Consider the following 25,122-nt stretch of genomic DNA (forward strand, 5'->3'; position numbering starts at 1 on the left):
ATGATACCTTATATTTATAAAATATAAAGGTTATTGTATATTAAAATGAAGATTATCCTACGGATAAAACATTACGCTACTTTACTCATACTTTTGGTTTCTTTTTCTACATTCTCGCAGGAAAAAGAAGTTCCAGAAACCACGGTTATATTCAACTCTACAGACACATCTCTAAAAAAATTATATGATAGAGCCGAAAAGTTAGCACAACAAAACATTGTGTATTACGGAGATAGAAATGTATTAATTGAAGGTGCTGAATATACCAGTGTTTGGTTAGAAACGCAGCCAATGGGCGGTTATATGTATGCCAAACGTAATTTGGAAATTGCTAAAAATAACATCAATATTTTTATAGATAATCAAAGAGATGATGGACGATTACCTGGTGTAATATATAAAAAAAACGAAAAAACAAATCCTAATTATGCGCAATTTCAAGGGTTGTATTTTGCAATGCCAGCTTTTGAAATGTACTATTTATTAAATAAAGATTTGATTTACTTAAATAGGGTTTATAATGCTTTAGAAAAATTCGATAATTACTTATGGAAAACCCGAGATTCAGATAATAACGCATGTTTAGAAACTTGGTGTGTTTATGATAATGGAGAAGATGGTAGTGTAAGATTTAATGATTTTCCAAAAGCTTGGTCGTTTGATTTTCCTCCGAGTAAAGAAGCAGCCTCTAAGCTTTCAAAAGAAGCATTAAAATTACATTGTAAAGAAGATTTTTACGATAATACAATAGAAATGACAGTTCCCATAGAATCGATGGATGTGATGTCTTATTCTTATTCATGTAGAGATGTTTTAGCTTTAATCTCAAAAGAACTTAATAATGGTAAAGCACAATTTTGGAGAAAGAAAGCTAATAAGGTGCAGGCAAAAATTAAAAGCTATTTATGGGATAATGATAAGCTTGCTTGTTATGACAAGGATAAAAACAATGAAACCATGCCTGTTTTGCTTCATAATAATTTACGTTGCATGTATTTGGGGAGTTTTGATGAGCAAATGGCAAACGATTTTATTAGACATCATCTTATGAACCCTGATGAGTTTTGGACACCAATGCCATTACCTTCTATTGCTGCAAATGATCCTTCATTTAAAAACATTTCGGGGAATAATTGGAGCGGACAACCACAAGGGCTAACCTATCAAAGGTCTATAAGAGCGTTGGAAAACTATGATCATTATGCAGAATTGACTCTTATTGGTCAAAAATTTATAAATGTTTTAAAAGATTCTCAAAAATTTACGCAACAGTTTGATCCTTTTAAAGCAACGACTAACAATTCAAAAGATGGATACGGACCAACTATTTTAGCAACTCTTGAGTTTATTTCAAGATTTTATGGTGTTCATATTACACAAGACAAAATTTATTGGTCTTGTTTAGATGATAATTTCGAATATGATTACACTCAAAAATGGAATGGGTTTGACTATAAACTACAAACAAAAGGCGATACCGTTTTTTGTTCAATTAATGGAGAGTTAATTTTTTCTTTTTCAAAAGGAGCGAGAGTTGTAACAAATTTGGTTGGGGAATTAATAGAAGTTGTTGGTATTGATGTGGAAGAAAAATCATTTCAATATAAAAAAGATAATAAATATTTTTTCTTATTAAAACCTAATAGCATTTATAAAATGAAGAATGATAAAGCGTTTGAGGAATCTAGTTCGGTCGGATTTTATCATAATTAATCGTAAGCTTATGAAGACATGTTTTCTATTAATTTTAATACCTTTTTTTCTACAATGTGCTACTTCAGAAAAACAGGCAATCACATATAATGTCTATGATTATGGAGCAAAAGGAGACGGCATTACTAATGATCAAGAAGCTATTCAAAAAGCTATAGATGTCTGCAAAGATTCTGGAGGAACAGTATTGTTTTCAAAAGGCATTTTTTTAACAGGGCAATTATTGCTTGGTAATAATATGACTTTGAAAATTGATAGCACAGCTGTAATTAAGGGAATACAATCAGATTCTGAAACAGCATATCCGCACCACATGATTGAAACTAAGTTCCCAAACCGTATGCTACAAGATTGCCAACGACGATTAATTTACGGGAATCATGTGAGAAATGTAACCATTACAGGTAAAGGTAAAATTGATGGACAAGGAGATTATGAACCTTGGATGAATGTTAAAGAACTAGGAACCGAAAAAGATAGACCTTCTATTTTAGCATTTGTTGGGTCTAAAAATATAACAGTTTCAGATATTACAATGGTTGATCCTGCTTGTTGGACTCAGGTTTATATTGAGTCGGATAGTATTAACATTCGTAATATAAAAGTGCATACGGGTAACCTAACACCAAACCGAGACGGCATTGATATTGTAGATTGCCATAAGGTTTTAATTGAAGATTGTGATATCAAATCTGAAGATGATGGTATTTGTTTTAAAAGCGGAAGCGAATATGGTTGTAAAGATGTTGTAGTGCGTAATTGTATTATTGATAAATTGAATGTTAATGCTGGTAATTGTTTTAAGTTGGGAACAGATGGTTTAGGAAGTTTTATTAATTTTGAAGTTTCTGGGTTAACGTTAAAAAATGCCTATCAAAATTCGGCTTTAGTTATCGAGTCTATGGATGGAGCAGTGATTGATAATATACTTATTAGAGATTGTGAAATAACCAATTCTGGGCAAGCCATTTTTATGCTTTTGGCTGATAGAAAACGAACTGTTCCAGGAAGAAAATCTCGAATAGGAAGTATTTCGAATATCTATTTTAAAAATATTAGAGGTAAGGGATTTACCCAAGAATACCCATCTATAATAACAGGGATTTCTGGTCATCATATTCAAAATGTGACATTCGAAAATTTAAACTTTCAACTAAAAGGAGGCATTAACACCACAAACCAAACGGTAATGGAATATGATGGTAAATACCCTGAAGGAAGCAAATTTGGAAATACAAACGCTCATGCCTTTTTTATAAGACATACCGATAACGTGGATTTTATTAATTGTAAGTTTTCTACAGAATTGCCAGATTCTCGACCGTGGCTTATGCAAGAAAATGTTAGATTGGTTAATATTAATTGAATGATTGCCTAAACTCTGAAGGCGAAAGGTTGGTTTTTGTTTTAAATAATTTGCTAAAAGATTGCGGGTGTTCAAAACCAAGAGCATAAGCAATTTCACCTACAGATAACTCAGTTGTAGATAATTTTTCTTTGGCTTTTGTAATTAATTTTTCATGAATATGCTGTTGCGTACTTTGCCCAGTTATAGACTTAAGTGAACTACTTAAATAATTTGAAGATAGGTTTAGTGCATCAGCAATAAATTCTACAGATGGTAAACCTTGATTGGAGTTTTCATCATTAAAATACTGGTTTAAAGCCTCATCTAAACGCGATAGAATTTCATGATTACTTATATTCCTTGTAATGAATTGACGCTCGTAATATCTTTCAGCATAATTAAGTAATAATTCAACTTGAGAAAGAATAATACTTTGACTGAATTTATCAATATTCGATTGGTATTCCTGCTTTATATTCTTTAAAATATTTGCAATGGTAAGTTCTTCTTTTTCAGATAAAAATAAGGCCTCTGTTAATGAATAATTAAAAAAAGCATAGTGTTTTATAGTTTTAGCTAAAGGCGTATTCCAAAGAAAATCAGGATGGATGAGTAATATCCATCCTGACGGTTCTTTTGTGATATCTTTTTCTACATATTCTATATTTAAAATCTGATTTGGTGCGAAAAACGACATTAGGCCATCATCAAAATCATAGTCTTGCTGACCATATCTGTACTTACCCGGAACATCCTTTTTTAAGGCAATAGAGTAGTAGGTTTGCAACCAACTAATTCTATCATTTTCTGGTGTATGAATTATAGCTGTATAATCAATTAAACTAATTAGTGGATGTTCTGGTTTTGGCAGGTTTCTTAATTTATGAAACTCGCTAATTGAATTTATTTTATGGATGGTTTTGTTTTTCATCTTCAAAGCGATTTTTTATAAAAGTATCCCTCCTGAAGCTTCTATACGCTGTCCGTTAATCCATCTTGCATCATCAGAACATAAAAAAGCAACAACACCCCCAATATCTTCGGGTTCTCCAACACGACCTAATGCTGTTACGCTAGAAACTACTTTTCTTTTTTGCTCGTTTGTTTTGTTTTCACCACCACCAAAATCGGTCGCAACAGCACCTGGCGCAACCACATTAGCAGTAATTTTCCTATGAGCTAATTCTTTAGCTAAGTACCTTGTAAATACTTCTACAGCTCCTTTCATTGAAGCATAAGCAGATGAATTAGGAAATGTAAACCTTGCTAAACCAGAAGAAATATTTATAATTCTACTTCCATCATTTAAATACGCTAAAGCTTTTTGTGTTAAGAAATAAACACCTTTAAAATGAATATTAACCATTTCATCAAATTGCTCTTCTGTAGTTTCAACAAAAGGCGTGTAAATTCCAGTTCCGGCATTGTTTATTAAAAAATCGAAATGGTCTTGACCTGTTTCCAATTTTAAATAAGATGAAAGCTGAATAAAAAAAGCATCAAACGTATTAATTTTACTAGTATCTAGTTGTAATGCGTGAGCTGTTCTACCTGTTTTTTTTATCTCTGCAACAACATCATCTGCTGCAGTTTTGTTAGAGTGATATGTGATAATAACATCGATACCTTTTTTTGCGATATTAATGGCCATATCTCGTCCTAAACCTCGGCTTCCGCCTGTTACTAATGCAATTTTGTTTTTTGACATTTTAATAGATTTTTGTTTTTGTAAAATTCTATAATAATTGAGAGTACGATGTAGCCAAATTTAATTTTGTTGTAGTCAAAATTATTGTTTGTTGTAATTTATACATTACTGGAAATTAGTTGTGTAGATTAAAGATTACTTAACCCTTACGCTGTCTGGAACTAATTTTGTATAATCGCCATTATTTCTAATCACATCGCGCACAATGGACGAAGAAATATAAGAAGTGCTTGCTGCTGTTAATAGAAAAACGGTCTCAATGGTCGATAAATGTCTGTTGGTATGTGCGATGGCCTTTTCGAATTCAAAATCGGCCGGATTTCTTAACCCTCGTAAAATAAACTCAGCGCCAATTTCTTTACAGAAATCGACCGTTAAGCCTTTGTAAATAACTACTTTTATTTTAGGTTCATCAGCAAAAGCTTTTTCAATAAAAGCTTTACGTTCATCTAGTGAAAACATATATTTTTTATCGGCATTTACGCCAATTGCTACTATAACTTCATCAAAAAGTGTAACGCCACGTTTTATAATATCGTAGTGTCCTAATGTTAATGGATCAAAAGATCCAGGGAATAAAGCTCGTTTCATGATTTAAAATTACAACTTTTATTTTAAGGCTTCTTCAATAGCATTGTCAAATAAATCGCTCATACTAATACCGGCTGCGGCGGCTTGCTGTGGTAAAATGCTTTCTCTTGTTAATCCGGGTACAGTATTTACTTCTAGTAAATGAGGTTCATTATCTTTAAAAATAAATTCACTTCTGCTAAATCCTTTCATTTTTAAAACCTCATAAACTTTTTTAGCCATGATATTTACTTTGTTTTCTTGCTCTTGAGTTAATCTTGCAGGCGTTATTTCTTGAGATTTCCCTAAATATTTTGCTTCATAATCAAAAAAATCATTTTCACTAACAATCTCTGTAATAGGTAATACTTTGGTTTCTCCTTTATATGTAATAACACCAACAGAAACTTCGGTGCCATCTAAAAATGATTCTATAATAATTTCATCATCTTCTTTAAAAGCAACATTCACTGCGTTTTGTAAATCTTCTTTTTTATGTACTTTAGTGACTCCAAAACTACTACCGGCTTTATTGGCTTTAACAAAGCAAGGCAAGCCAACTTTTGTAATTATATCACTTTCATTAACAGTATCACCTAAATTTAAATAGTAAGATTCCGCAGTTTTAATTCCGTAAGGTTTTAAAACACTTAAACAATCACGTTTATTAAATGTTAGACTTGCTTGGTACATATCGCAGCTAGTTTGAGGGATATTTAATAGTTTAAAATAGCCTTGCATAAAGCCATCTTCTCCTGGAGAGCCATGTATGGCATTAAAAACACAATCAAATGTTATAATTTGATTATCTATTTTAACAGAAAAATCATTTTTATTTACAAGGAATTCAATGTCATTGTCGTTAACGTAAACCCATTTATCTTTAAAAATATGAATACGATAAGCATTGTATTTTGAAGAGTCAAGAGTTTCATAAACAACGTTTCCGCTTTTTAAAGAGATTTGATATTCGCTTGAATATCCTCCCATAATAATGGCAATATTTTTTTTCATTGATGCAGAAATAAATTAGTATCGGTCTAAAACAAGCAATAAAACGTATCTAATATTAGTTAAGCTAAAATATCATATAAATTGCAAAAGAAAAAACAGTTCTGTTTTTATATATTTGCCTAATTGAAAATACTATAAATGAGCATCATTAAATTTCTTACCAGTAAAACATTTTTAAAACAAATTTTATTGGCAGTTGTAGCACTAGTTGTATTGTGTTTTATTTTGTTGAAGTGGTTAAATGTAACAACTAACCATGGAGATTTTGAAACCGTGCCAGATTTAAAAGGAAAATCCATAAGCGTTGCACAAGTAGAATTGGAAGATAATAATTTGGTTATGCAAGTTCAAGATTCTGCAAATTATAATCCAGATTACCCTAAATTTTCGGTTATAGAACAAGAGCCGCTTGCTGGAGCAAAAGTAAAAGAAGATAGAAAAATATATATCACTTTAAATCCATCAGGTTATAGAAAAATAAAAATCCCAGATGGATTAATCGATAAAACATTTAGACAAGTAAAACCAACCCTAGAAGCAATAGGTTTTAAAGTGGGAAAAATAACTTATGTTGATAACATTGGGAAAGACATGGTTTTAAAATTAACAAACAAAGGAACTACTATTAAGTCTGGTGATAAACTGCCAAAAACATCTGTTATTGATTTAGTACTTGGTAATGGGAATAGACCTTAAATAAATGGAAGATTATACACCAGAATTACCAGAAGAAGAGGATAATGATCTTTACGAGCATCATGCGTTTACTGTAGATAAAGGGCAAACACCACTTCGTATTGATAAATATTTAATGAATTTTGTTGAGAATGCTACACGAAATAAAATTCAAGCAGCAGCAAAAAATGGAAGTATTCATGTAAATGATGCTCCAGTAAAATCAAATTATAAAGTAAAGCCTTTTGATGAGATAAGAGTGTTATTCGCACACCCGCCTTTTGAAAATTTATTGGTTGGAGAAGATATTCCTATTGATGTAGTTTATGAAGATGATACCCTTTTAGTGGTAAATAAACCACCAGGTATGGTTGTGCATCCTGGCCATGGAAACTATTCTGGTACGCTTATAAATGCATTAATATACCGATTTGATAATTTACCAAACAACTCTAGCGAACGTCCTGGATTAGTACATAGAATTGATAAAGATACAAGCGGACTTTTAGTGGTTGCAAAAACCGAACAAGCCATGGCGCATTTATCATTACAATTTGCAGAGAAAACTAGCGAACGCGAGTATGTGGCTATTGTATGGGGAAATATGGATGAAGAAGAAGGAACTATTGAAGGTAATATAGGTCGACACCCAAAAAATAGATTACAAAACACTGTTTTTTTAAATGATGAAGCTGAAAAAGGAAAACCTGCAGTTACGCATTACAAGGTTTTGGAGCGTTTAGGGTATGTTACTTTAGTGTCTTGCAAGTTAGAAACCGGTCGTACACATCAAATACGTGTGCATATGAAACATATTGGTCACACACTATTTAATGACGAACGTTACGGTGGTGAAAAAGTATTAAAAGGTACAACGTTTACTAAATACAAACAATTTGTAGATAATTGTTTTAAAGTTTTACCACGTCAAGCTTTGCATGCTAAAACACTTGGTTTTAAGCACCCTAAAACAGGTGAATTTATGCGATTTGATACTCCAATACCAGATGATATGCAGCAGTGTATTGAAAAATGGAAAACCTATTCAAAACATCAAGAAATAGAATAGTTTTTTAAAATCTAAAAAATTATTTTTAGCTATTTAAGTTCAATATTATCAATTTGTAATTTGAAGGATTCTGCTTTTTTGTTTCCAATTAAAAAGGCAATCATTTCCATTTGTTTGCCTGGGTAGTTTTCAGCATTTAATTTTCTACCGCGAAATGCAGGATACATGGTGTTAAAAGGAATTTTAATAGTTTGCCATTCTGTATTAGTTTCAAAAGGTATTACATAAGAGTAATCATCACTATTACTTGTTTTAACTCGAAATTGATATTTTTTACCATCGCCTTTTAGCCTAATGCAAATTTCACTAAAAGCATTAACTTTTTTGGTTTCAAACTTATATTGCACCATTGAAAAACCACCATTATTTTCTAATGATACGAGGCCTTCAAATACACCAAAACCACCATTGTCAATACTAAAGGAGCCATTAGAGCGCCCACCCATTACAACATCATCTACAGTGTTCCAATTTGTAACATTGCTTTTGGTATTAAAGTCGAAGAGTATCATTGGTGTTTGGATTGAGATTAATATTATTAACAAAAATATAGCTTTCATTTATATTTAAAATTTGTTTAAGGCATATTGAAGGATAAAGTTAACTAATATATTAAATGAAAATTAGAAGAAAATTTTTAAAAAAATTAAATTCTACCAGAAAGGGTAATCATTTATTCGCTTTTTTTGTGCATAAACATCCAATCGTAAATAGTCATATTAAAAGCATCATAATCTGAGCTTTCATCACCCATTCCGCTAGAGTCATAAGTTCTAGACCAAGAATTATGAGAAACACCTGGATATATTGTTAATTTGGCTCTAGTTTCAGGATTTGCTTCATTTATTGCATTTATCATATTAATGGATTGGTTGTGTGAAACTGTAGTGTCGTTATCGCCATGAAATGCCCAAACGGGTGTTGTAGTAAACTTGTTTCCAGAATTTGTGCTTCCACCACCAGCAATAGGAACAATAGCAGCAGCATAAGAATCAAATCCATAGGTAGAAATATAACTGAAGCTTCCAAAGCCACCAAGGCTTAGACCTGTTACATAAATTCGCTCAATGTTTATATTATAATTTGCGATTAAATAGGTTATAAAACTGTGAATATCATCTGGATTCCAATTTCCAGAAGGTAATTGTGGAGAAGCAACTATCATAGGGTATTTTGGGTGCCATTCTTCTTTTTCAATCAATTTAGGAGGACCATTTGCTAATACTTTATTTAAAATATCTGGGTTTGTTTCACTATTGCCTCTTTCTCCAGATCCGTGTAAAAAAACAAGTAATGGATATTTTGGTGAATTATTATTGTAATTACTAGGCGTGTAAATGTAATGCCCAAAAACGGCGTTGGTAGCGCCTAGAATATTTGCTTTTTGCATACCTCCTGTATCTTCCGGTAAAAATTCTAAATCGTTTTGATTTTGTTTTGAGTCCAAATCATCACTGCTACAGCTTAAAAACAAGCAAGGTAACAGTATTATTAAGTAAGTAAAAGTTTTCATAAGTAGGTTTTTATGTAAACTAATATACGATAAGAGTAAGTGTTTTGGATTATAAATTCAATATATTTTCAATTCAAATGCCTGATTATGAGTTGTGTATTTTGGTTTTGTAGATGTTTAATTACCAGCTATTGGAGTTCCAAAAATACCAACGGAGAGTTCTAACCAAATAAAAAGTAAAGTAATTATGATAGCGACAGTTAAAATAATTCGATATTCTTTTTTTAGAACTTTTTTTAATATGAGTTCATAAAATAAACTAGTCCCATAAAGTAAAGCACCTGCTGTTATAAAATCTGATAAAGACCATTTTACTTGTTTTGAAAATTGCATAGCAATTAAAGGAATAAGTAATATAATTGTTGCAAAAACTAAAATAGATATAAATCTTTTGTTTTGCATTAGCTATTTTTTTTGAGCATCAACAACTTCCTTTTTTAGGTGATCTAAGTATAAAATACCATTTAAGTGGTCTATTTCATGTTGAAAAATAACCGATGTAAAATCTTCTATAGTTTCTTTAATATGTTTACCAGTCATGGTGTCGTATTCAATATCAATTGTAAAAGATCTACTATTCAAAGTATCTCTTCTATTTGGGATAGATAAACAACCTTCTCTTACAGTTTGTTTTTTATTAGAATACTGTGTGATTTTTGGATTTAAATACACTTCAAAAGGAAAAGTTTCTTTATCAAAACGTTGTACCCAAATAATGCTTTTTAAAACACCAACTTGAGGTGCTGCGATACCTACACCTAAAGACATACTATCTCTAACAGTGGCAAAAAGACGTTTTACAAAATTTTGTAAAATAGGATTATTGGGATTTGGTTTTATATAAGCGCTTTTTTCCTAAGCAATAATGAGTCTTTATTGTTTGTTATTTTATAAACTCGCATAGGTTTTAAACTATCTGCAGTCATAATTATTTGAACCTCTTCTTTAGAAAAACTATGTTTTACAGTGTTTTTGGTGCCTGAACATGCTGATGCTAAAATTATAAAGAGAATTAAAAAGAAGTAATTTTTCATTTAAGTGAAATAATTAATTGTTGATTAAAGACCTACCATTCGTTGATTCTGTTAGAATCTAGTTTTATAAAGATAAAAATTAAAATAGTAAACGCCCAAAGTCCAGAACCGCCATAACTAAAAAGAGGTAAGGGAATACCAATGGTTGGAATTAATCCCATTACCATACCAATATTTACAAGAAAATGTATGAAGATTATGGATGCTACACCATAACCATAAACTCTACTAAATTGCGATTTTTGTAACTCTGCTAAATGTAAAATACGTAGCAATAATAAAACAAAAACTATTACAACAAAGGCGCTTCCTAAGAAACCCCATTCTTCACCAACAGTACTAAAAATATAATCTGTATGTTGTTCTGGTACAAACTTCCCAGTAGTTCTTGTGCCTTCCATAAAGCCTTTTCCAGAAAATCCACCAGAACTAATAGCTTTTTCAGACTCGTTTAAGTTGTAGGCAAAAGTTTGCTTCATTTTCTCAAGCTTTTGAGGATCCTTTTCTAAGCGTAACCAAAGGCTTATTCTGTCTTGTTGATGAGGTTGTAATATGCTTTGATAAAAGAATTTTACGCCAAATGAAATAGCAATAGCAGCAATTGAAATCAATATGGATTGATATATTCTTATTTTTTTCTTGTTTAAAAAATGATAAACAACAATAAGTATTATTGCAATTAAAGAGGTAATTATATATCCGAATTTTAATGATAAAACAGATAATATGATAATTGAAAGCCCTATGGTTAAATAGTATTTAGGTAAGCCTTCTCTATATAATACAAAAAAGAAAGCACCATAAACAATCGTACTACCAGTATCATTTTGTAATAATACTAAAAGTGCAGGTATAATTATAATTAAAAAGGTTTGTAATTGGTCCTTAAATGAATTTATGTTTGTATTTAAATCACTTATATATTTTGCTACAGCAAGTGCAGTTGCTGCTTTGGCAAACTCACTAGGTTGTAGAGTCATTCCGCCAATTGCATACCAAGATGTAGCTCCATTTACATTTTTACCAAAAATAAAAAGACCTACAAGAGATAGCATGGAAATAATATAAATTAGACTGGAAAACCGCTCGTAAAACTTGGCATCTATAGCTAATAAAAGAATTATTAATCCGAAGGTTAAAAAAATAAAAACAAGCTGTTTTCCAAAAGGTTGTGAGAAATCCAAATAATTTATAGTTGCTCCATTATGTGAAGCAGACAAAATGTTTAACCAACCAAAACCAACTAATAGGAAGAAAAGAAAAATGGTAATCCAATCAAATTTAAAATGTCTGTTAGTTTCCCTAACCATTAATTATCGGCTTTATTAATTTTATTTAATTTCTCTTTTAACTGATTGTATTCTTGTTCTTCAACAATTTGTAGGCTAGTTTCTCCATTAATTCTAAATGGTTCGCCAGAATATGGTTTATTATATTCATTTTCTAAACTATGTTTTAAGAGCCATTCTTCTAAATCGGTTCTGGTTACTTCTCCTTTAATGTGTTTTTCTATCATTAAACTAGCTACTCTACCAGCAAACCTACTTCCCCAATATCCGTTTTCAACAAAAACGGCAATAGCAATTTTAGGGTTGTCTTTAGGTGCGAAAGCAACAAAGATAGAATGGTCTGAAAGCTGTGTTTTTACACTATCTATTATAGCATAATTTTCCACAGTTCCTGTTTTTCCACAAATATCAATATCTTTTATTTGTAAAGAAGAAGCTGTTCCATTTTTATAAACTTGTAACATGCCTTCAATTACAGGTTCAAAATTTTGCTTGTCTATTGTGGTGTACTTTGGTTTTGTAAATTGCTCTGGAAGTGTTTCTCCTTCAATACTTTTTATAATATGTGGTGTATAATAATAACCTCTATTAGCAATAGCTGCTATCATATTTGCCAATTGAATAGGGGTAGTTGCAACTTCTCCTTGTCCAATTGCGTTTGAAATAGTATAGGTTGAATAAAATGTTTTTGGATAAAGACGTTTGTAATAATCTCTATCAGGTATTCTTCCTTTTTGTCCTACTTTTAAATCGTATCCCAAGAAATCACCTAAGCCAAAACTTTTGGCATGTTTACTCCAAGCATCAATACCATCTGAAGCATTACCGTTTTTGTCTAAAATTTTTCTATAAGTAGTTGCAAAATAAGCATTACAAGATCTTTGAATACCTGTAATCATATCATTTCTGGTTCCATAATTACAGTGGCATTTCATAAATCTGTTTCCATATTTATAACCTCTGTAACAAGTGACAGATTCGTTTGGAGACATCACGCCTTCTTGAAGGGCAATTAAGGCATTCATTAATTTAAAAGGTGAGCCGGGTTCATAAACACCCTGTAAGCTTCTATTAAATAAAGGTTTAGCAATAGAATCGTTATAAAGTTTTGTAAAGTTTTTTGATCTACCTCTTCCAACCAAAATATTAGGATCGTAAGTTGGTGCAGCAACCATGGCTAATATTTCTCCAGATGATGGCTCAATAGCAATCACGCCACCACGCTTATTTTTCATTAATAACTCACCATATGCTTGCAGTTGAGCATCAATGGTTATGGTTATATCCTTACCTTGTTCTGGAATAGTATCAAATTTCCCGTTCTTGTATGGACCTATATTTCTGTTAAATCTATCTTTTTGAATGAATTTAATACCTTTTACACCACGTAAAGTATTTTCATAAGAAGCCTCAACACCTTGTTTACCAATTAAATCACCCATTTTGTAATAAGGTTCTCTATTCATTATGGCATTATTAACTTCACCAATATCTCCTAAAACATTAGCTCCAATAGTAGTTTGGTAGTGCCTAAGCGAACGTTTCTGTATGTAAAAACCATGAAATTTTCTCATTTTTTCCTGTAAAACAGCATAGTCTTCCTTCGATAAATGTGAAACAAAAACAGAAGGTAATCTTGGAGAATAATGGTAAGCTTTTTTATATGTCTTTATAAATTGTTCTTTGTCAATTTTTAATAAAGAACAAAATTCTAATGTGTCTAACGGCTCTACTTCTCTTGGAATTACCATAACATCATACGATGGTTGGTTGGCAACTAAGAGTTCGCCATTTCTATCGTAAACAAATCCACGTTTTGGGTAGTCATAAACTTTTCTTATGGCATTATCTTCAAATAAATTATTTGCACTTGCATTGTAGACCTGCAAATAAAATAGTCTTGAAATAAATAAAAGGCCAACACCAATTATAGTAATGAAAAGTAAAAATTGTCTCATTTGTTTTTTCTACTGAAAATAATAGTTATAGATATACTTATTAAAATAGTAAATATACTTGAGAATAACGCTTTTTGTAGTATTAAAATTATTTTAGAAATGCTAAATATTTCTAAAGAAAAGAAAACAATATGATGTAAAACAGTAATTAGAGTGAAGTAGGTGAGTTTAGAACCAAAATCTACAGTATTAAATTTTATAGTTTGGTATTCGTAAATAGTACCAAAAGAAGATTTTAAAATTACCGGTCTTATGTATGCTATAAAAACAGATGCCGCAGCATGAATGCCACCAGTATCTAAAAATAAATCAATAGTCAGACCTAATAAAAAGCTGAGTGAAATTAAAATGAGACGGTTATTTTTGACCGGAAATAGGGCAATAAACAATATATAAGCATATGGGTTTATATAGCCTAGAAAATTTATATGGTTAAAAATTAAAACCTGCACAAAAACCAATGCAAAAAAACGAATGGTATGTATAGATAGTATACTATTCATTTATGCCGTTTTGTAAATTAATAATCTCATTTTTATCAACGTTTTCTATAATGTAGACATGCTCAATATTTGTCATATCGTTAAATAGTTTGACGTTAATTTCATAGTAATTTTCAGCAGCATCTAGTTGAAAGTTTTCAATAACTCCAACATTAATACCCTTAGGAAAAATAGAAGAACGACCAGAAGTGATTATGGTGTCTCCAATTTTAATTGGTGCTATTTTTTCAATATCAATTAGTTGAATAATATTAGGATTGATAGAGTTCCATTTTAAAGAACCATAGTGATTTGTCTTTTTTAACTGAGCACTAATTCTACTTGTTGTATTTAAAATAGATAAAACAGTAGCATAGTTTTTGCTTGTTTTGTCAATGATACCAATAATACCTTTTGATGAAATAACTCCAAAATCTTGTTTAATACTATCTTTTTTTCCTTTGTTGATAGTTAAAAAATTATCTGTTAAAGAGTAGCTGTTTTTTATAATATTCGCATTGTGAAATCTATAAGCCTTATTAAAAGATAAACTATCAATATAAGTAGAATCTACTTTTATTCCTGAATTACTTAAAAGAGAACGCAATCTTGTGTTTTCTTCAGCTAATAATTGATTTTGAGATTTTAAGTTGAAATATCCGCTTATGTTGTTAGCAGAATTATAAACACCACCTGTTAAAAAGTTTGCCGAATTAATGAACTTACTTTTATGGTAGGAATGTGTTTGAATAGTGAATAAAATTGAAACACCAAATAGCAACAAGAACAACAAAAAGTTTTTGTTTCTTATTATGAAATTAATAATTTGTTGCATGGATTATTGACCTATTTTGTGCTTTTATTTAATCAATACACTTTTGTATTTAGATAAATTTTTAAGTGTGATACCAGTGCCTCTTACAACAGCCCTTAAAGGATCTTCAGCGATATATACAGGTAAATCTGTTTTTTGAGACAGACGTTTGTCTAAACCACGTAGCATTGATCCACCACCAGCTAAATAAATACCAGTATTATAAATATCGGCAGCTAATTCAGGAGGTGTTTGTCCTAAAGTTTCCATCACCGCATCTTCAATTCGTAAAATAGATTTATCTAAAGCTTTAGCAATTTCTCTGTGAGAAATTTGAACTTGTTTTGGTTTTCCAGTAAGTAAATCACGCCCTTGAACACTCATGTCTTCTGGAGGTAATTCTAAATCTTCAGTAGCAGCACCAATTTGTATTTTTATTTTTTCAGCAGTACGTTCACCTACGTATAAGTTATGTTGGGTACGCATGTAGTAAACAATATCGTTTGTAAATACATCACCTGCAATTTTAACCGATTTATCGCAAACAATACCACCAAGAGCAATAACAGCAATTTCGGTAGTACCACCACCTATATCTACTACCATGTTTCCTTTTGGTTGCATAATATCCACGCCAATACCAATTGCAGCAGCCATAGGTTCATGAATTAAATAAACTTCTTTACCGTTAACACGTTCACAAGATTCTTTTACTGCACGCATTTCAACTTCAGTTATACCTGAAGGAATACAAACAACCATTCTTAACGCTGGGGTAAAAAATTTCTTTTTTAATGCAGGTATGTTTTTAATAAACAGACTTATCATTTGCTCAGAGGCATCAAAATCGGCAATTACACCATCTTTTAACGGTCTAATGGTTTTAATGTTCTCATGGGTTTTACCTTGCATTAAACTTGCTTCTTGCCCAACGGCAATTATTTTTCCAGAAATTCTGTCGCGAGCTACTATAGAAGGGGCGTCAACAACAACTTTGTCGTTATGAATTATAAGAGTATTTGCAGTACCTAAATCAATTGCAATTTCTTCGGTTAGGAAGTCAAAAAATCCCATGCGCTATTAATAATTTTAAGTGGTTTAAAAACGAATTCAGTAAATGTAATAAAAGTTAATAAATATATGCGTTTAATAAGGATTCAAAATTTTATTAAAATATAGTATCCTGTTTTTATACGCTTTTTATCGGTTTTTAGACTATTTAAAATGTTTTAATGTTTAAAGTGACGGGTTCCTGTCATAACCATAGCGACATTGTTTTCATTACAATAATCAATACTTAATTGGTCTTTTATAGAACCACCTGGTTGAATTACAGCTGTAATGCCTGCATTTTTAGCAATTTCAACACAATCTGGGAAAGGAAAAAAGGCATCACTTGCCATAGCAGCACCATTTAAATCGAATTTAAAAGTTTGTGCTTTATGAATAGCTTGCTCTAAGGCATCAACACGACTGGTTTGTCCGGTTCCACTTGCTAATAATCGCTTGTCTTTTGCAAGAACAATAGTATTAGATTTAGTATGCTTACAAATTTTTGAGGCAAATATTAAATCTTCTAATTCGTTTTGAGTTGGATTACTATTAGTCACATTCTTTAAACCATCAATAGTATCTGTAATGTTATTTCTGTCTTGAAGTAAAATACCATTTAAACAGCTTCTAACATTCATTTTTGGCATTTCAATGTCGTGAAGTGTTAAAATAATTCTGTTCTTTTTGCCTTTAAGAGTTTCTAAAGCATCAGCAGTAAAAGAAGGCGCGATAACTACTTCGCAAAATAGTTTGTGAATTTCTTCGGCAGTTGCTAAATCAATTTCTTTATTGCTAATTAAAACGCCACCAAAAGCTGAAACTGGGTCGCCTGCTAGTGCATCAACATAGGCTTGGTGTAATGTGTCTCTTTGTGCTAAACCACAAGCATTGTTGTGTTTTAAAATAGCAAATGTTGGTGCATCGTTTTTAAATTCTAAAATTAAATTTACAGCAGCATCAACATCTAAAAGGTTGTTGTAGCTTAATTCTTTACCATGAAGTTTTGTGAAAATTTCATCAAAATTCCCAAAGAAAAATCCTCTTTGATGTGGGTTTTCACCATAACGCAATACTTTTCCATTAGTTTCACTAATTTTTAAAGCCGCTTCATCATGGTTTTTGTTGAAATAATTAAAAATAGCAGTATCGTAATGTGATGATATGTTAAATGCTTTTCCTGCAAAACGTTTTCTGTTTTCTTCAGAAATGGTTCCGTTATTTTCAGAAATCAATTCTAAAAATTCAGCATAATCATTAACTGAAGATACACAAATAACATCGGCATAATTTTTTGCAGCAGCACGAATTAACGAAATACCTCCTATATCAATTTTTTCAATAATATCTTGGTTACTTGCGCCTGAGGCAACAGTTTTTTCAAAAGGATATAAATCAACAATTACCACATCTATTTGCGGAATTTCATATTCTGCTAATTCAGCTATATCACCTTCATGGTTTTGTCTGTTTAAAATACCGCCAAATACTTTTGGGTGTAATGTTTTAACTCGACCACCTAGTATAGAAGGATAAGAAGTAACATCTTCAACAGGAACAACTTTTATACCTAAATCATTAATAAATTTTTCTGTACCTCCAGTAGAGTAAATAGTAACGCCTTGTTTGTTTAATTCTTTTACAATTGGTTCTAAACCGTCTTTACTAAATACGGATATTAATGCAGATTTGATGGTTTTCTCGTTGCTCATTAGTTGTTGTGTTGTTTTAAATTTAAGTGCTTTCGCTAAGATTTATAAGTCATAGCAAAAGTACTTATTTCCTTTAAAAAAACGAGCTAAGAATTATGAAAAACGAGGTGTTTTTTCAACTAAAAAAAGAAGTTGTTAACAACTATAAAATTTCTGCAACTTTAGCGCAAACAAACTCTAAAAAACGTTCATCAGCATCAGTAAATGGGTTTGGAGTATTAGAGTCTATATCAATTTGTCCAATATTTTCACCATTAACAAAAATTGGCACAACAATTTCTGCTTTAACAGTAATGCTACATGCTATATAATTATCTTGAGCAGAAACATCTGGTACAACAAAGTTTTGGTTGCTAACAGCTACTTGCCCGCAAATACCTTTTCCAAAAGGAATAATCGTGTGGTCTGTTGGAGCACCAACGTATGCATTTAGTTTTAATTCTTCTTTATCACCATTTTTAAAATAAAAGCCTACCCAATTATAATATGAGATATTAGCTTCAAGTAGTTCGCATATTTGTAATAAACAATCATGTAATATAAGTACATTACTATTTTTAACAATAGTTTCAACTTGCGGTTTTAGTGCTTCAAAATTCATAAATAAAAAAGTTTTGGTAAAAGTATTTAAAAAGGCTTAATTTCGATATTTAGTTTCATATTTTTTTGAAAACACTTTTTATAAAATACAAGTCGGTTATAAAATTTATACTTACATTTTTGTTGGTGTATATCTCTTTTTCTGTGCTTTATAAATTCTATTTACAATTTTCTGATGGCTCAAAATTCTATCCAGATTATATAACGCATTTGGTTTCTAAACAAACAGAAGCATTGTTGAATACTTTTGGTTATAACGCAGAAGTATTGGCACATCCAAATGAGCCATCAATGAAATTAATACTTAACGGAAAATATCTAGCCAGAATTATTGAAGGCTGCAATTCTATAAGTGTAATTATTCTATTTGTATCGTTTGTAATTGCTTTTTCAGGAAAACTAAAAACGACTTTTTTTTATATTCTTTCTGGTAGTGTTTTAATTTATACGGTTAACTTATTGCGCATTGTTATTTTAAGTATAGGATTATATCATTACCCAGATTACTCAGAGTTTTTGCATACTGTTGTTTTTCCTGGCATTATTTACGGCATGGTTTTTTTACTGTGGATTTTTTGGGTGAATCGTTTTTCTAAGTTAAAATCGAGAAATGAATAAAGCTATTAAATACATATTGTTGCTTTTGTTATTTGGATTACTAATTTTAATTAGATGGTTTGAAAACGATTTATTTTACGACCCATATTTAACTTTTTTTGAAAACGACTATTTATATATTGATAGCCCTAGGCGAGAGGTAGCAAAACTGGTAGGTTTTACAACATTGCGCTACTTTTTAAATGTTATAATTTCTGTAGTTATTTTATATGTATTTTTTAAAGATAAAAGCATAGTGAAATTTTCCAGCTTAATTTACGGAATCGCTTTTGTTGTGCTAATAATTCTTTATTTGTATTTTGTTATTAACCCAAGGCAAGAAGATTATTATTTGTTTTTTAATATACGTCGTTTTTTAATTCAACCTATAATTTTAATCCTTTTGATTCCAGCGTTTTATTACCATAAAATAAAAAGTAATTAAATTTTCTGTTTTTTGTATTTTTGCGAGGTGATAAAACTCATATTATATAAAAGTTTTTCAATGCTATTGGCATTACTAGTTTTGTTTTCAACGGTTTCTTTTACTGTTGAAAAGCATTATTGTGGTGATATTTTAGTTGATGTTTCTGTATTTACAGATGCTGAAAAATGCCCTATGGAACACCTAGAAATACTTCAAAAGAAAACTTGTTGCAAACACGAGATAGATGTTGTTTTAGGCCAGAACGAATTAAAATTTTCATCGTTTGAAGATTTAGTTTTTTCACAACAATTCTTTTTCACAACATTCACTTATACATTTGGTGACTTTTTTAAAAGTTTACCAAAAAAAATAATCCCTCATAAAGATTATTCTCCACCAAATTTGATTGCCGACATTCAGGTTTTAGACCAAGTTTTCATCATTTGATTTTTCATTCTTTCAATCAAAGCGTTAAAAAAAATGAAAATAACATTATAATTATTATGGCAATTATAATGGGTATAGAAACCTACAATTAAAATGAAATACATATTATATATAGTAATATTACTTCCAGCGTGTCTTTTTTCTCAAGATAATATTAAAGGCATGATTATGGAAGCCAATGAAAAAAAGGAACATATAGGGTTGGCTGGTGCAAATGTTTATTGGTTAAACACAGAAGTTGGTTCAGTTACAGATCTAGATGGGTCTTTTACAATTCCGTATAAACCAGATTACAAAAAATTAGTGATTAGTTACATAGGTTTTAAAACAGATACCATAAGTATTACTGAACCTAAAATGATACATCATTGGTTGCAACCAACCGATAATTTGGATGAGATAACAGTAACTTCACGAAAGCAAACGACATCAAAATCATATTTCCAAGCAGAAAATGTGATAAGAGTGAGTAGCGATGAATTATTAAAAGCAGCATGTTGTAATCTCTCAGAAAGCTTTGAAACCAATCCATCTATAGATGTGAATTTCGCTGATGCAGTAACTGGCACCAAACAAATAAAAATGTTAGGGCTTACAAGTCCGTATATTTTAATAGCAACCGAAAATATTCCATCTATTCGTGGTGCTTCTCAAGCTTTTGGTTTAAGTTTTATTCCAGGTACTTGGGTAGAAAGTATACAGATAACCAAAGGCGCAGGTAGTGTGGTTAATGGTTATGAAAGTATTGCAGGACAAATTAATGCAGAACTTGTAAAACCTTCAACCGATGATAAATTGTTTGTTAATTTTTATGGAGCATCTAGCGAAAGGTTAGAATTAAATACACACATAAATACAAAAGTGAGCAATAAATGGCATACAGGTTTTTATTTACATGGCAATACACACAATAAAAAACATGATGTTAATGATGATGGCTTTTTAGATATGCCATTGTATAATCAAATTAATATTATGAATCGTTGGCAGTATACAAATACAGAAAAAGGTTTTGTAAGTTTCATTAATTTTAAATTTTTAAATGATGAAAAACAAACGGGTCAAGTTAATTTTAATCCTGATAAAGATAAGTTAACTGCCAATTCATGGGGAAGTGAAATTGATACTAAACGTTATGAGGTTTCAGCTAAATTAGGATATGTAAATCCAGAAATTCCTTGGCAAAGTATTGGTGTTCAAACGGCATTTAGTAGTCATAAACAACAGTCATATTTTGGTATAAATCAATATCATATTACACAGAATAGTTTGTATGCTAATGCCATTTATAATTCTATTATAAGTGATTCCAGACATAAAATAAAAACAGGAATAAGTTATACTTATGATCATTATGATGAGTTTTTAGAAGCTCAAAATCTGGATTCAAACTATAAAAGAACTGAGCGTTCTGCGGGTGCTTTTTTTGAATACAATTTTGATAATTTAGAAAAATTGAATCTAACAGCTGGTTTACGTATCGACAATCATAATTTATTAGGCACTTTTGTAACGCCTAGGCTTCACGCGCGTTATACACCTTGGGAAAAATCAGCTTTAAGAGTGTCTTTCGGACGCGGAAAAAGAAGTGCTAATATTTTTGCCGAAAACCAAAGTATGTTTTCTACATCAAGAACCATAAATATTTTAAATACAGGTGGAAAAATTTATGGTTTAGATCCTGAAATCGCATGGAATTATGGTGTTTCTTTTTTGCAAGGCTTTAATCTTTTTGGAAGAAAAGCGGATGTGACTTTAGATTATTATAAAACCGATTTTAAAAATCAAATTGTAGTAGATTATGAAAATCCACAAGAGGTTAATTTTTATAATTTAGATGGGAAAAGTTATGCTAATAGTTTTCAATTAGAATTTAATTATAACGCTTTTGAGCACTTTGATTTGCGAACAGCATATAAATATTACGATGTAAAAACAGATTATAATGTTGGTAAACTGGAAAAACCGTTAATGCCAACACATCGTTTGTTTGCGAATGTTTCATACGAAACAGGAAAAGAAGATAATGGTAGTCATTGGAAGTTTGATGCAACATTTAATTGGCTAGGAAGTCAAAGGTTTTCTTCAACTGCAACAAATCCTATTCAATATCAATTACCAGAACGTACTCCAACAGTTGGGACTTTGAATGCCCAAATAACCAAAGTATTTTCTCCAAAATTTGAATTATATTTAGGAGGAGAAAATATAACAAATGTAAGACAGTCTAATCCTATTTTAGGAGCAGATGATCCTTTTGGTTCGAATTTTGATACTAATTTTGTATACGGGCCAATTTTTGGAAGTATGTATTACGCAGGACTAAGATTTAAAATAAAATAAAAGAAATGAAAAAAGTAATAACAATAACTTTACTATTTATAGGAGTAGCAACATATGCACAAAACAAAAATGCTAAAGCATCCATTGAGGTAGATGGTGTTTGTATGATGTGTAAATCTAGAATTGAAAAGGCATGTTTAAGTACTAAAGGTGTAAAAAGTGCTATTTGGAATGTGAAAACACATGAGTTAAAACTGTTTTTTGATGAACGTAAAATAGATTTAAAAACGATACAATCTAACATTGTAGCTGTTGGTCATGATACTAAAGAATTAAAAGCAACAGACGAAATATATAATAGTATTGATCCGTGTTGTAAGTATAGAGATGAAGAGGTGGTGAAAGATCATGAAGACTAATAAAAACTAAAAAAAGCCTGAACTTAAATTCAGGCTTTTTTTAGTTAATTATTTGCTAATAAAATAATAACGAATCATAATAATTTGTAAATTTAAGTAGTTCTTAAAATGATATATATTATGGAACAACAAAAGCCAAAAGGAAAGTCGGTTTTACCAAAACAAACGGTAAAAAAGACAATACTGTCTGCTGCTAAGAAGAAGTAGTCAGTTATTAGGGATTATTAGTAATAAGCCCTGATTTTAAGGAAAGTAATTTTTAAGTACCACCTTCCAAAGAGGTGGTTTTATATTTTATTAAACTGTTGTTTTAGCATCATAAAAAAAACGCCCCAAAATAAATTGAGGCGTTTTTAATATAATTGTGTATCAAAAAATTGATTACATCATTCCTGGCATACCGCCACCCATACCACCTGGCATTGAAGGAGCGTCTTCTTTAATATCAATTAAAGCACATTCCGTAGTTAGAATCATACCAGCAACAGATGCAGCATTTTCTAAAGCAATACGTGTTACTTTTTTAGGATCGATAATACCAGCTTTAAGCATATCAACATAAGTTTCAGATTTAGCATCAAAACCAAAGTCTTTTTTACCTTCAAGAACTTTGTTTATAACAACAGATCCTTCACCACCAGCATTTTCAACTATAGTACGTAATGGTGCTTCAACAGCACGTGCTACGATTTGAATTCCTGTAACTTCATCTAAATTATCAGCAGTTAATTTTTCTAAAACCGATTTAGCTCTAACTAAAGCAACACCACCACCAGCAACAATACCTTCTTCTACAGCAGCTCTTGTTGCGTGTAATGCATCATCAACACGGTCTTTTTTCTCTTTCATCTCAACCTCACTAGCAGCACCAACATAAAGAACAGCAACTCCACCTGCTAATTTAGCTAAGCGTTCTTGCAGTTTTTCTTTATCATAATCACTAGTTGTTGTTTCAATTTGTGCTTTAATTTGGTTTACACGTGCTTTAATATCTTTAGCATCACCAGAACCATTTACTATAGTTGTATTGTCTTTATCTACAGTTACAGTTTCAGCAGTACCTAACATGCTTAAATCTGCGTTTTCTAAAGTAAATCCTCTTTCTTCAGAAATAACAGTTCCACCAGTTAAGATAGCGATATCTTCTAACATAGCTTTACGTCTGTCTCCAAAACCAGGTGCTTTTACAGCAGCAATTTTAAGTCCGCCACGTAATTTGTTTACTACTAAAGTAGCTAATGCTTGTCCATCAACATCTTCAGCAATAATTAATAAAGGTCTTCCAGATTGAGCAACTGGCTCTAATATTGGAAGTATTTCTTGTAAGTTTGAAATCTTTTTATCAAATAATAAAATGTATGGATTTTCTAAATCAGCAATCATTTTATCAGCATCTGTTACGAAGTAAGGTGATAAATAACCTCTGTCAAATTGCATTCCTTCTACAACATCAACATAAGTTTCCATGCCTTTTGCTTCTTCAACAGTAATAACACCTTCTTTACCAACTTTTCCAAAAGCTTTAGCGATTAACTCTCCAATAGTGTCATCATTATTGGCAGAAATAGCAGCAACTTGTTTAATCATTTCTGATGAGTTACCTACTTTTTTTGCTTGCTTTTCTAAGTCTTTAACAATGGCTTCAACCGCTTTATCTATACCACGTTTTAAATCCATTGGGTTTGCACCAGCAGCCACATTTTTCAAACCTTCTTTTACAATTGCTTGAGCTAATACTGTTGCAGTAGTTGTACCATCACCAGCTAAATCATTGGTTTTAGAAGCAACTTCTTTAACCATTTGTGCTCCCATATTTTCAAGAGCATCGTCAAGTTCAATTTCTTTTGCTACAGATACACCATCTTTTGTTACTTGAGGTGCTCCAAAACTTTTTCCAATTATTACATTACGTCCTTTAGGGCCTAATGTTACTTTTACTGCATTAGCTAATGCATCTACACCACGTTTTAAACCGTCGCGTGCTTCAATATCAAATTTTATGTCTTTTGCCATTTTATTTTAGTTTTTTAACTGTTTATTAAACAATTGCTAATATGTCGCTTTCGCGCATGATTAAATAATCTTTACCATCTAGTTTAAGTTCTGTTCCGGCATATTTGCCATATAAAACAGTATCGCCAACTTTTACAGTAATAGGTTCGTCTTTTGTGCCTTTTCCAGCAGCAACAACAGTTCCTTTTTGTGGTTTTTCTTTAGCGTTATCTGGAATAATAATTCCTGAAGCTGTTTTAGTTTCAGCTGCAGCTGGTTCAATAAGAACTCTATCTGCTAATGGTTTAATGTTTAATGCCATTTGTTATATATTTTTAATTTAAAAATTAATGTTAACGCTTAAGCGTTGTGCTAAAAATGTGCCAATACTTATTAACTGACAAACTT

Annotated in this window: 27 protein-coding genes; 9 read left to right on the forward strand and 18 right to left on the reverse strand. The window is 31.0% G+C overall.

Translation table 11 applies throughout. The features are described 5' to 3' along the window. Positions 1 to 45 precede the first annotated feature (45 nt). Positions 46 to 1,713 (forward strand): MGH1-like glycoside hydrolase domain-containing protein, encoded by a 1,668-nt coding sequence (locus tag BT151_RS06390; RefSeq protein WP_143144259.1) that lies wholly within the window; start codon positions 46 to 48, stop codon positions 1,711 to 1,713. 10 nt (positions 1,714 to 1,723) lie between these two features. Then, complete coding sequence (locus BT151_RS06395) at positions 1,724 to 3,079, forward strand: glycoside hydrolase family 28 protein (protein ID WP_072400900.1); 1,356 nt, start codon at positions 1,724 to 1,726, stop codon at positions 3,077 to 3,079. Here BT151_RS06395 and BT151_RS06400 read toward each other — a convergent pair. From BT151_RS06400 to BT151_RS06415, 4 genes are all read right to left on the reverse strand, one after another. Next, positions 3,072 to 3,992 carry a helix-turn-helix domain-containing protein gene (locus BT151_RS06400; RefSeq protein WP_072400901.1) on the reverse strand — a complete coding sequence of 307 codons (921 nt, stop codon included), beginning with the start codon at positions 3,990 to 3,992 and terminating at the stop codon, positions 3,072 to 3,074. The two genes, BT151_RS06395 and BT151_RS06400, sit on opposite strands and share 8 nt — an antisense overlap. Positions 3,993 to 4,007: 15 nt before the next feature. After that, entirely contained in the window at positions 4,008 to 4,769 is a 762-nt protein-coding gene (locus BT151_RS06405) for an SDR family oxidoreductase (RefSeq protein ID WP_072400902.1), read from the reverse strand. 135 nt (positions 4,770 to 4,904) lie between these two features. Further along, the gene (coaD, locus tag BT151_RS06410) at positions 4,905 to 5,360 is read right to left on the reverse strand and encodes a pantetheine-phosphate adenylyltransferase (RefSeq protein ID WP_072400903.1); all 456 of its coding nucleotides are present in this window, start codon (positions 5,358 to 5,360) and stop codon (positions 4,905 to 4,907) included. 18 nt (positions 5,361 to 5,378) lie between these two features. Further along, positions 5,379 to 6,353 carry a D-alanine--D-alanine ligase gene (locus tag BT151_RS06415; protein WP_072400904.1) on the reverse strand — a complete coding sequence of 325 codons (975 nt, stop codon included), beginning with the start codon at positions 6,351 to 6,353 and terminating at the stop codon, positions 5,379 to 5,381. Between the two features lie 138 nt (positions 6,354 to 6,491). On the opposite strand from BT151_RS06415, the gene BT151_RS06420 reads away from it, so the two are divergent. Together BT151_RS06420 and BT151_RS06425 are read left to right on the forward strand one after the other, a co-directional pair. Continuing rightward, on the forward strand, positions 6,492 to 7,049 hold the full coding sequence (locus BT151_RS06420; protein ID WP_072400905.1) for a PASTA domain-containing protein: 558 nt from the start codon (positions 6,492 to 6,494) through the stop codon (positions 7,047 to 7,049). 4 nt (positions 7,050 to 7,053) lie between these two features. Beyond that, positions 7,054 to 8,097, forward strand: coding sequence for an RluA family pseudouridine synthase (locus tag BT151_RS06425; protein WP_072400906.1), 1,044 nt, complete (start codon positions 7,054 to 7,056; stop codon positions 8,095 to 8,097). Positions 8,098 to 8,126: 29 nt separating this feature from the next. On the opposite strand, the gene BT151_RS06430 is transcribed toward BT151_RS06425, so the two are convergent. The 12 genes from BT151_RS06430 to BT151_RS06480 form a co-directional block, all read right to left on the reverse strand. After that, positions 8,127 to 8,609, reverse strand: a complete 483-nt coding sequence (locus BT151_RS06430) for a CIA30 family protein (protein WP_084647874.1) — start codon at positions 8,607 to 8,609, stop codon at positions 8,127 to 8,129. Positions 8,610 to 8,770: 161 nt separating this feature from the next. Further along, a complete protein-coding gene (locus BT151_RS06435; RefSeq protein ID WP_143144260.1) occupies positions 8,771 to 9,610 on the reverse strand; it encodes a dienelactone hydrolase family protein in 840 nt (279 codons plus the stop codon). A 117-nt stretch (positions 9,611 to 9,727) separates the two neighbouring features. Further along, positions 9,728 to 10,012 carry a hypothetical protein gene (locus BT151_RS06440; protein WP_072400909.1) on the reverse strand — a complete coding sequence of 95 codons (285 nt, stop codon included), beginning with the start codon at positions 10,010 to 10,012 and terminating at the stop codon, positions 9,728 to 9,730. Between the two features lie 3 nt (positions 10,013 to 10,015). Continuing rightward, positions 10,016 to 10,378 carry a peptide deformylase gene (def, locus tag BT151_RS18790; RefSeq protein ID WP_245794732.1) on the reverse strand — a complete coding sequence of 121 codons (363 nt, stop codon included), beginning with the start codon at positions 10,376 to 10,378 and terminating at the stop codon, positions 10,016 to 10,018. A 68-nt stretch (positions 10,379 to 10,446) separates the two neighbouring features. Continuing rightward, positions 10,447 to 10,644: a hypothetical protein gene (locus tag BT151_RS18795; protein WP_245794734.1), complete on the reverse strand. Its 198-nt coding sequence runs from the start codon at positions 10,642 to 10,644 to the stop codon at positions 10,447 to 10,449. Positions 10,645 to 10,676: 32 nt separating this feature from the next. Beyond that, positions 10,677 to 11,954: a rod shape-determining protein RodA gene (gene rodA / locus BT151_RS06450; protein ID WP_072400910.1), complete on the reverse strand. Its 1,278-nt coding sequence runs from the start codon at positions 11,952 to 11,954 to the stop codon at positions 10,677 to 10,679. Continuing rightward, on the reverse strand, positions 11,954 to 13,891 hold the full coding sequence (gene mrdA / locus BT151_RS06455) for a penicillin-binding protein 2 (RefSeq protein WP_072400911.1): 1,938 nt from the start codon (positions 13,889 to 13,891) through the stop codon (positions 11,954 to 11,956). Before mrdA ends, rodA begins: the two co-directional genes overlap by 1 nt. Beyond that, on the reverse strand, positions 13,888 to 14,394 hold the full coding sequence (locus tag BT151_RS06460) for a rod shape-determining protein MreD (protein WP_072400912.1): 507 nt from the start codon (positions 14,392 to 14,394) through the stop codon (positions 13,888 to 13,890). Before BT151_RS06460 ends, mrdA begins: the two co-directional genes overlap by 4 nt. Then, complete coding sequence (gene mreC / locus BT151_RS06465) at positions 14,387 to 15,208, reverse strand: rod shape-determining protein MreC (protein ID WP_072400913.1); 822 nt, start codon at positions 15,206 to 15,208, stop codon at positions 14,387 to 14,389. The genes BT151_RS06460 and mreC overlap by 8 nt, the downstream gene beginning before the upstream one ends. Positions 15,209 to 15,232: 24 nt before the next feature. Next, positions 15,233 to 16,261, reverse strand: a complete 1,029-nt coding sequence (locus BT151_RS06470; protein ID WP_072400914.1) for a rod shape-determining protein — start codon at positions 16,259 to 16,261, stop codon at positions 15,233 to 15,235. A gap of 155 nt (positions 16,262 to 16,416) precedes the next feature. Continuing rightward, complete coding sequence (gene purH, locus BT151_RS06475) at positions 16,417 to 17,949, reverse strand: bifunctional phosphoribosylaminoimidazolecarboxamide formyltransferase/IMP cyclohydrolase (RefSeq protein WP_072400915.1); 1,533 nt, start codon at positions 17,947 to 17,949, stop codon at positions 16,417 to 16,419. A 142-nt stretch (positions 17,950 to 18,091) separates the two neighbouring features. Next, entirely contained in the window at positions 18,092 to 18,550 is a 459-nt protein-coding gene (locus BT151_RS06480; protein WP_072400916.1) for a GAF domain-containing protein, read from the reverse strand. 65 nt (positions 18,551 to 18,615) lie between these two features. On the opposite strand from BT151_RS06480, the gene xrtF reads away from it, so the two are divergent. From xrtF to BT151_RS06505, 5 genes are all read left to right on the forward strand, one after another. Continuing rightward, positions 18,616 to 19,167, forward strand: coding sequence for an exosortase family protein XrtF (gene xrtF, locus BT151_RS06485; protein ID WP_072400917.1), 552 nt, complete (start codon positions 18,616 to 18,618; stop codon positions 19,165 to 19,167). After that, positions 19,160 to 19,591 carry an exosortase F system-associated membrane protein gene (locus BT151_RS06490; RefSeq protein WP_072400918.1) on the forward strand — a complete coding sequence of 144 codons (432 nt, stop codon included), beginning with the start codon at positions 19,160 to 19,162 and terminating at the stop codon, positions 19,589 to 19,591. The genes xrtF and BT151_RS06490 overlap by 8 nt, the downstream gene beginning before the upstream one ends. A 27-nt stretch (positions 19,592 to 19,618) precedes the next feature. Beyond that, positions 19,619 to 20,020 carry an HYC_CC_PP family protein gene (locus BT151_RS06495; protein WP_084647875.1) on the forward strand — a complete coding sequence of 134 codons (402 nt, stop codon included), beginning with the start codon at positions 19,619 to 19,621 and terminating at the stop codon, positions 20,018 to 20,020. Positions 20,021 to 20,113: 93 nt separating this feature from the next. Beyond that, positions 20,114 to 22,363, forward strand: coding sequence for a TonB-dependent receptor (locus BT151_RS06500; RefSeq protein ID WP_072400920.1), 2,250 nt, complete (start codon positions 20,114 to 20,116; stop codon positions 22,361 to 22,363). A gap of 5 nt (positions 22,364 to 22,368) precedes the next feature. After that, entirely contained in the window at positions 22,369 to 22,722 is a 354-nt protein-coding gene (locus tag BT151_RS06505) for a heavy-metal-associated domain-containing protein (RefSeq protein ID WP_072400921.1), read from the forward strand. Positions 22,723 to 23,103: 381 nt separating this feature from the next. Here BT151_RS06505 and groL read toward each other — a convergent pair whose 3' ends face one another. Then, complete coding sequence (gene groL / locus BT151_RS06510) at positions 23,104 to 24,735, reverse strand: chaperonin GroEL (protein ID WP_072400922.1); 1,632 nt, start codon at positions 24,733 to 24,735, stop codon at positions 23,104 to 23,106. A 25-nt stretch (positions 24,736 to 24,760) separates the two neighbouring features. Further along, positions 24,761 to 25,036 carry a co-chaperone GroES gene (locus tag BT151_RS06515; RefSeq protein WP_072400923.1) on the reverse strand — a complete coding sequence of 92 codons (276 nt, stop codon included), beginning with the start codon at positions 25,034 to 25,036 and terminating at the stop codon, positions 24,761 to 24,763. Between the last annotated feature and the right edge of the window lie 86 nt (positions 25,037 to 25,122).

It is taken from the genome of Flaviramulus basaltis (assembly GCF_900114265.1).
Classification (GTDB): domain Bacteria; phylum Bacteroidota; class Bacteroidia; order Flavobacteriales; family Flavobacteriaceae; genus Flaviramulus; species Flaviramulus basaltis.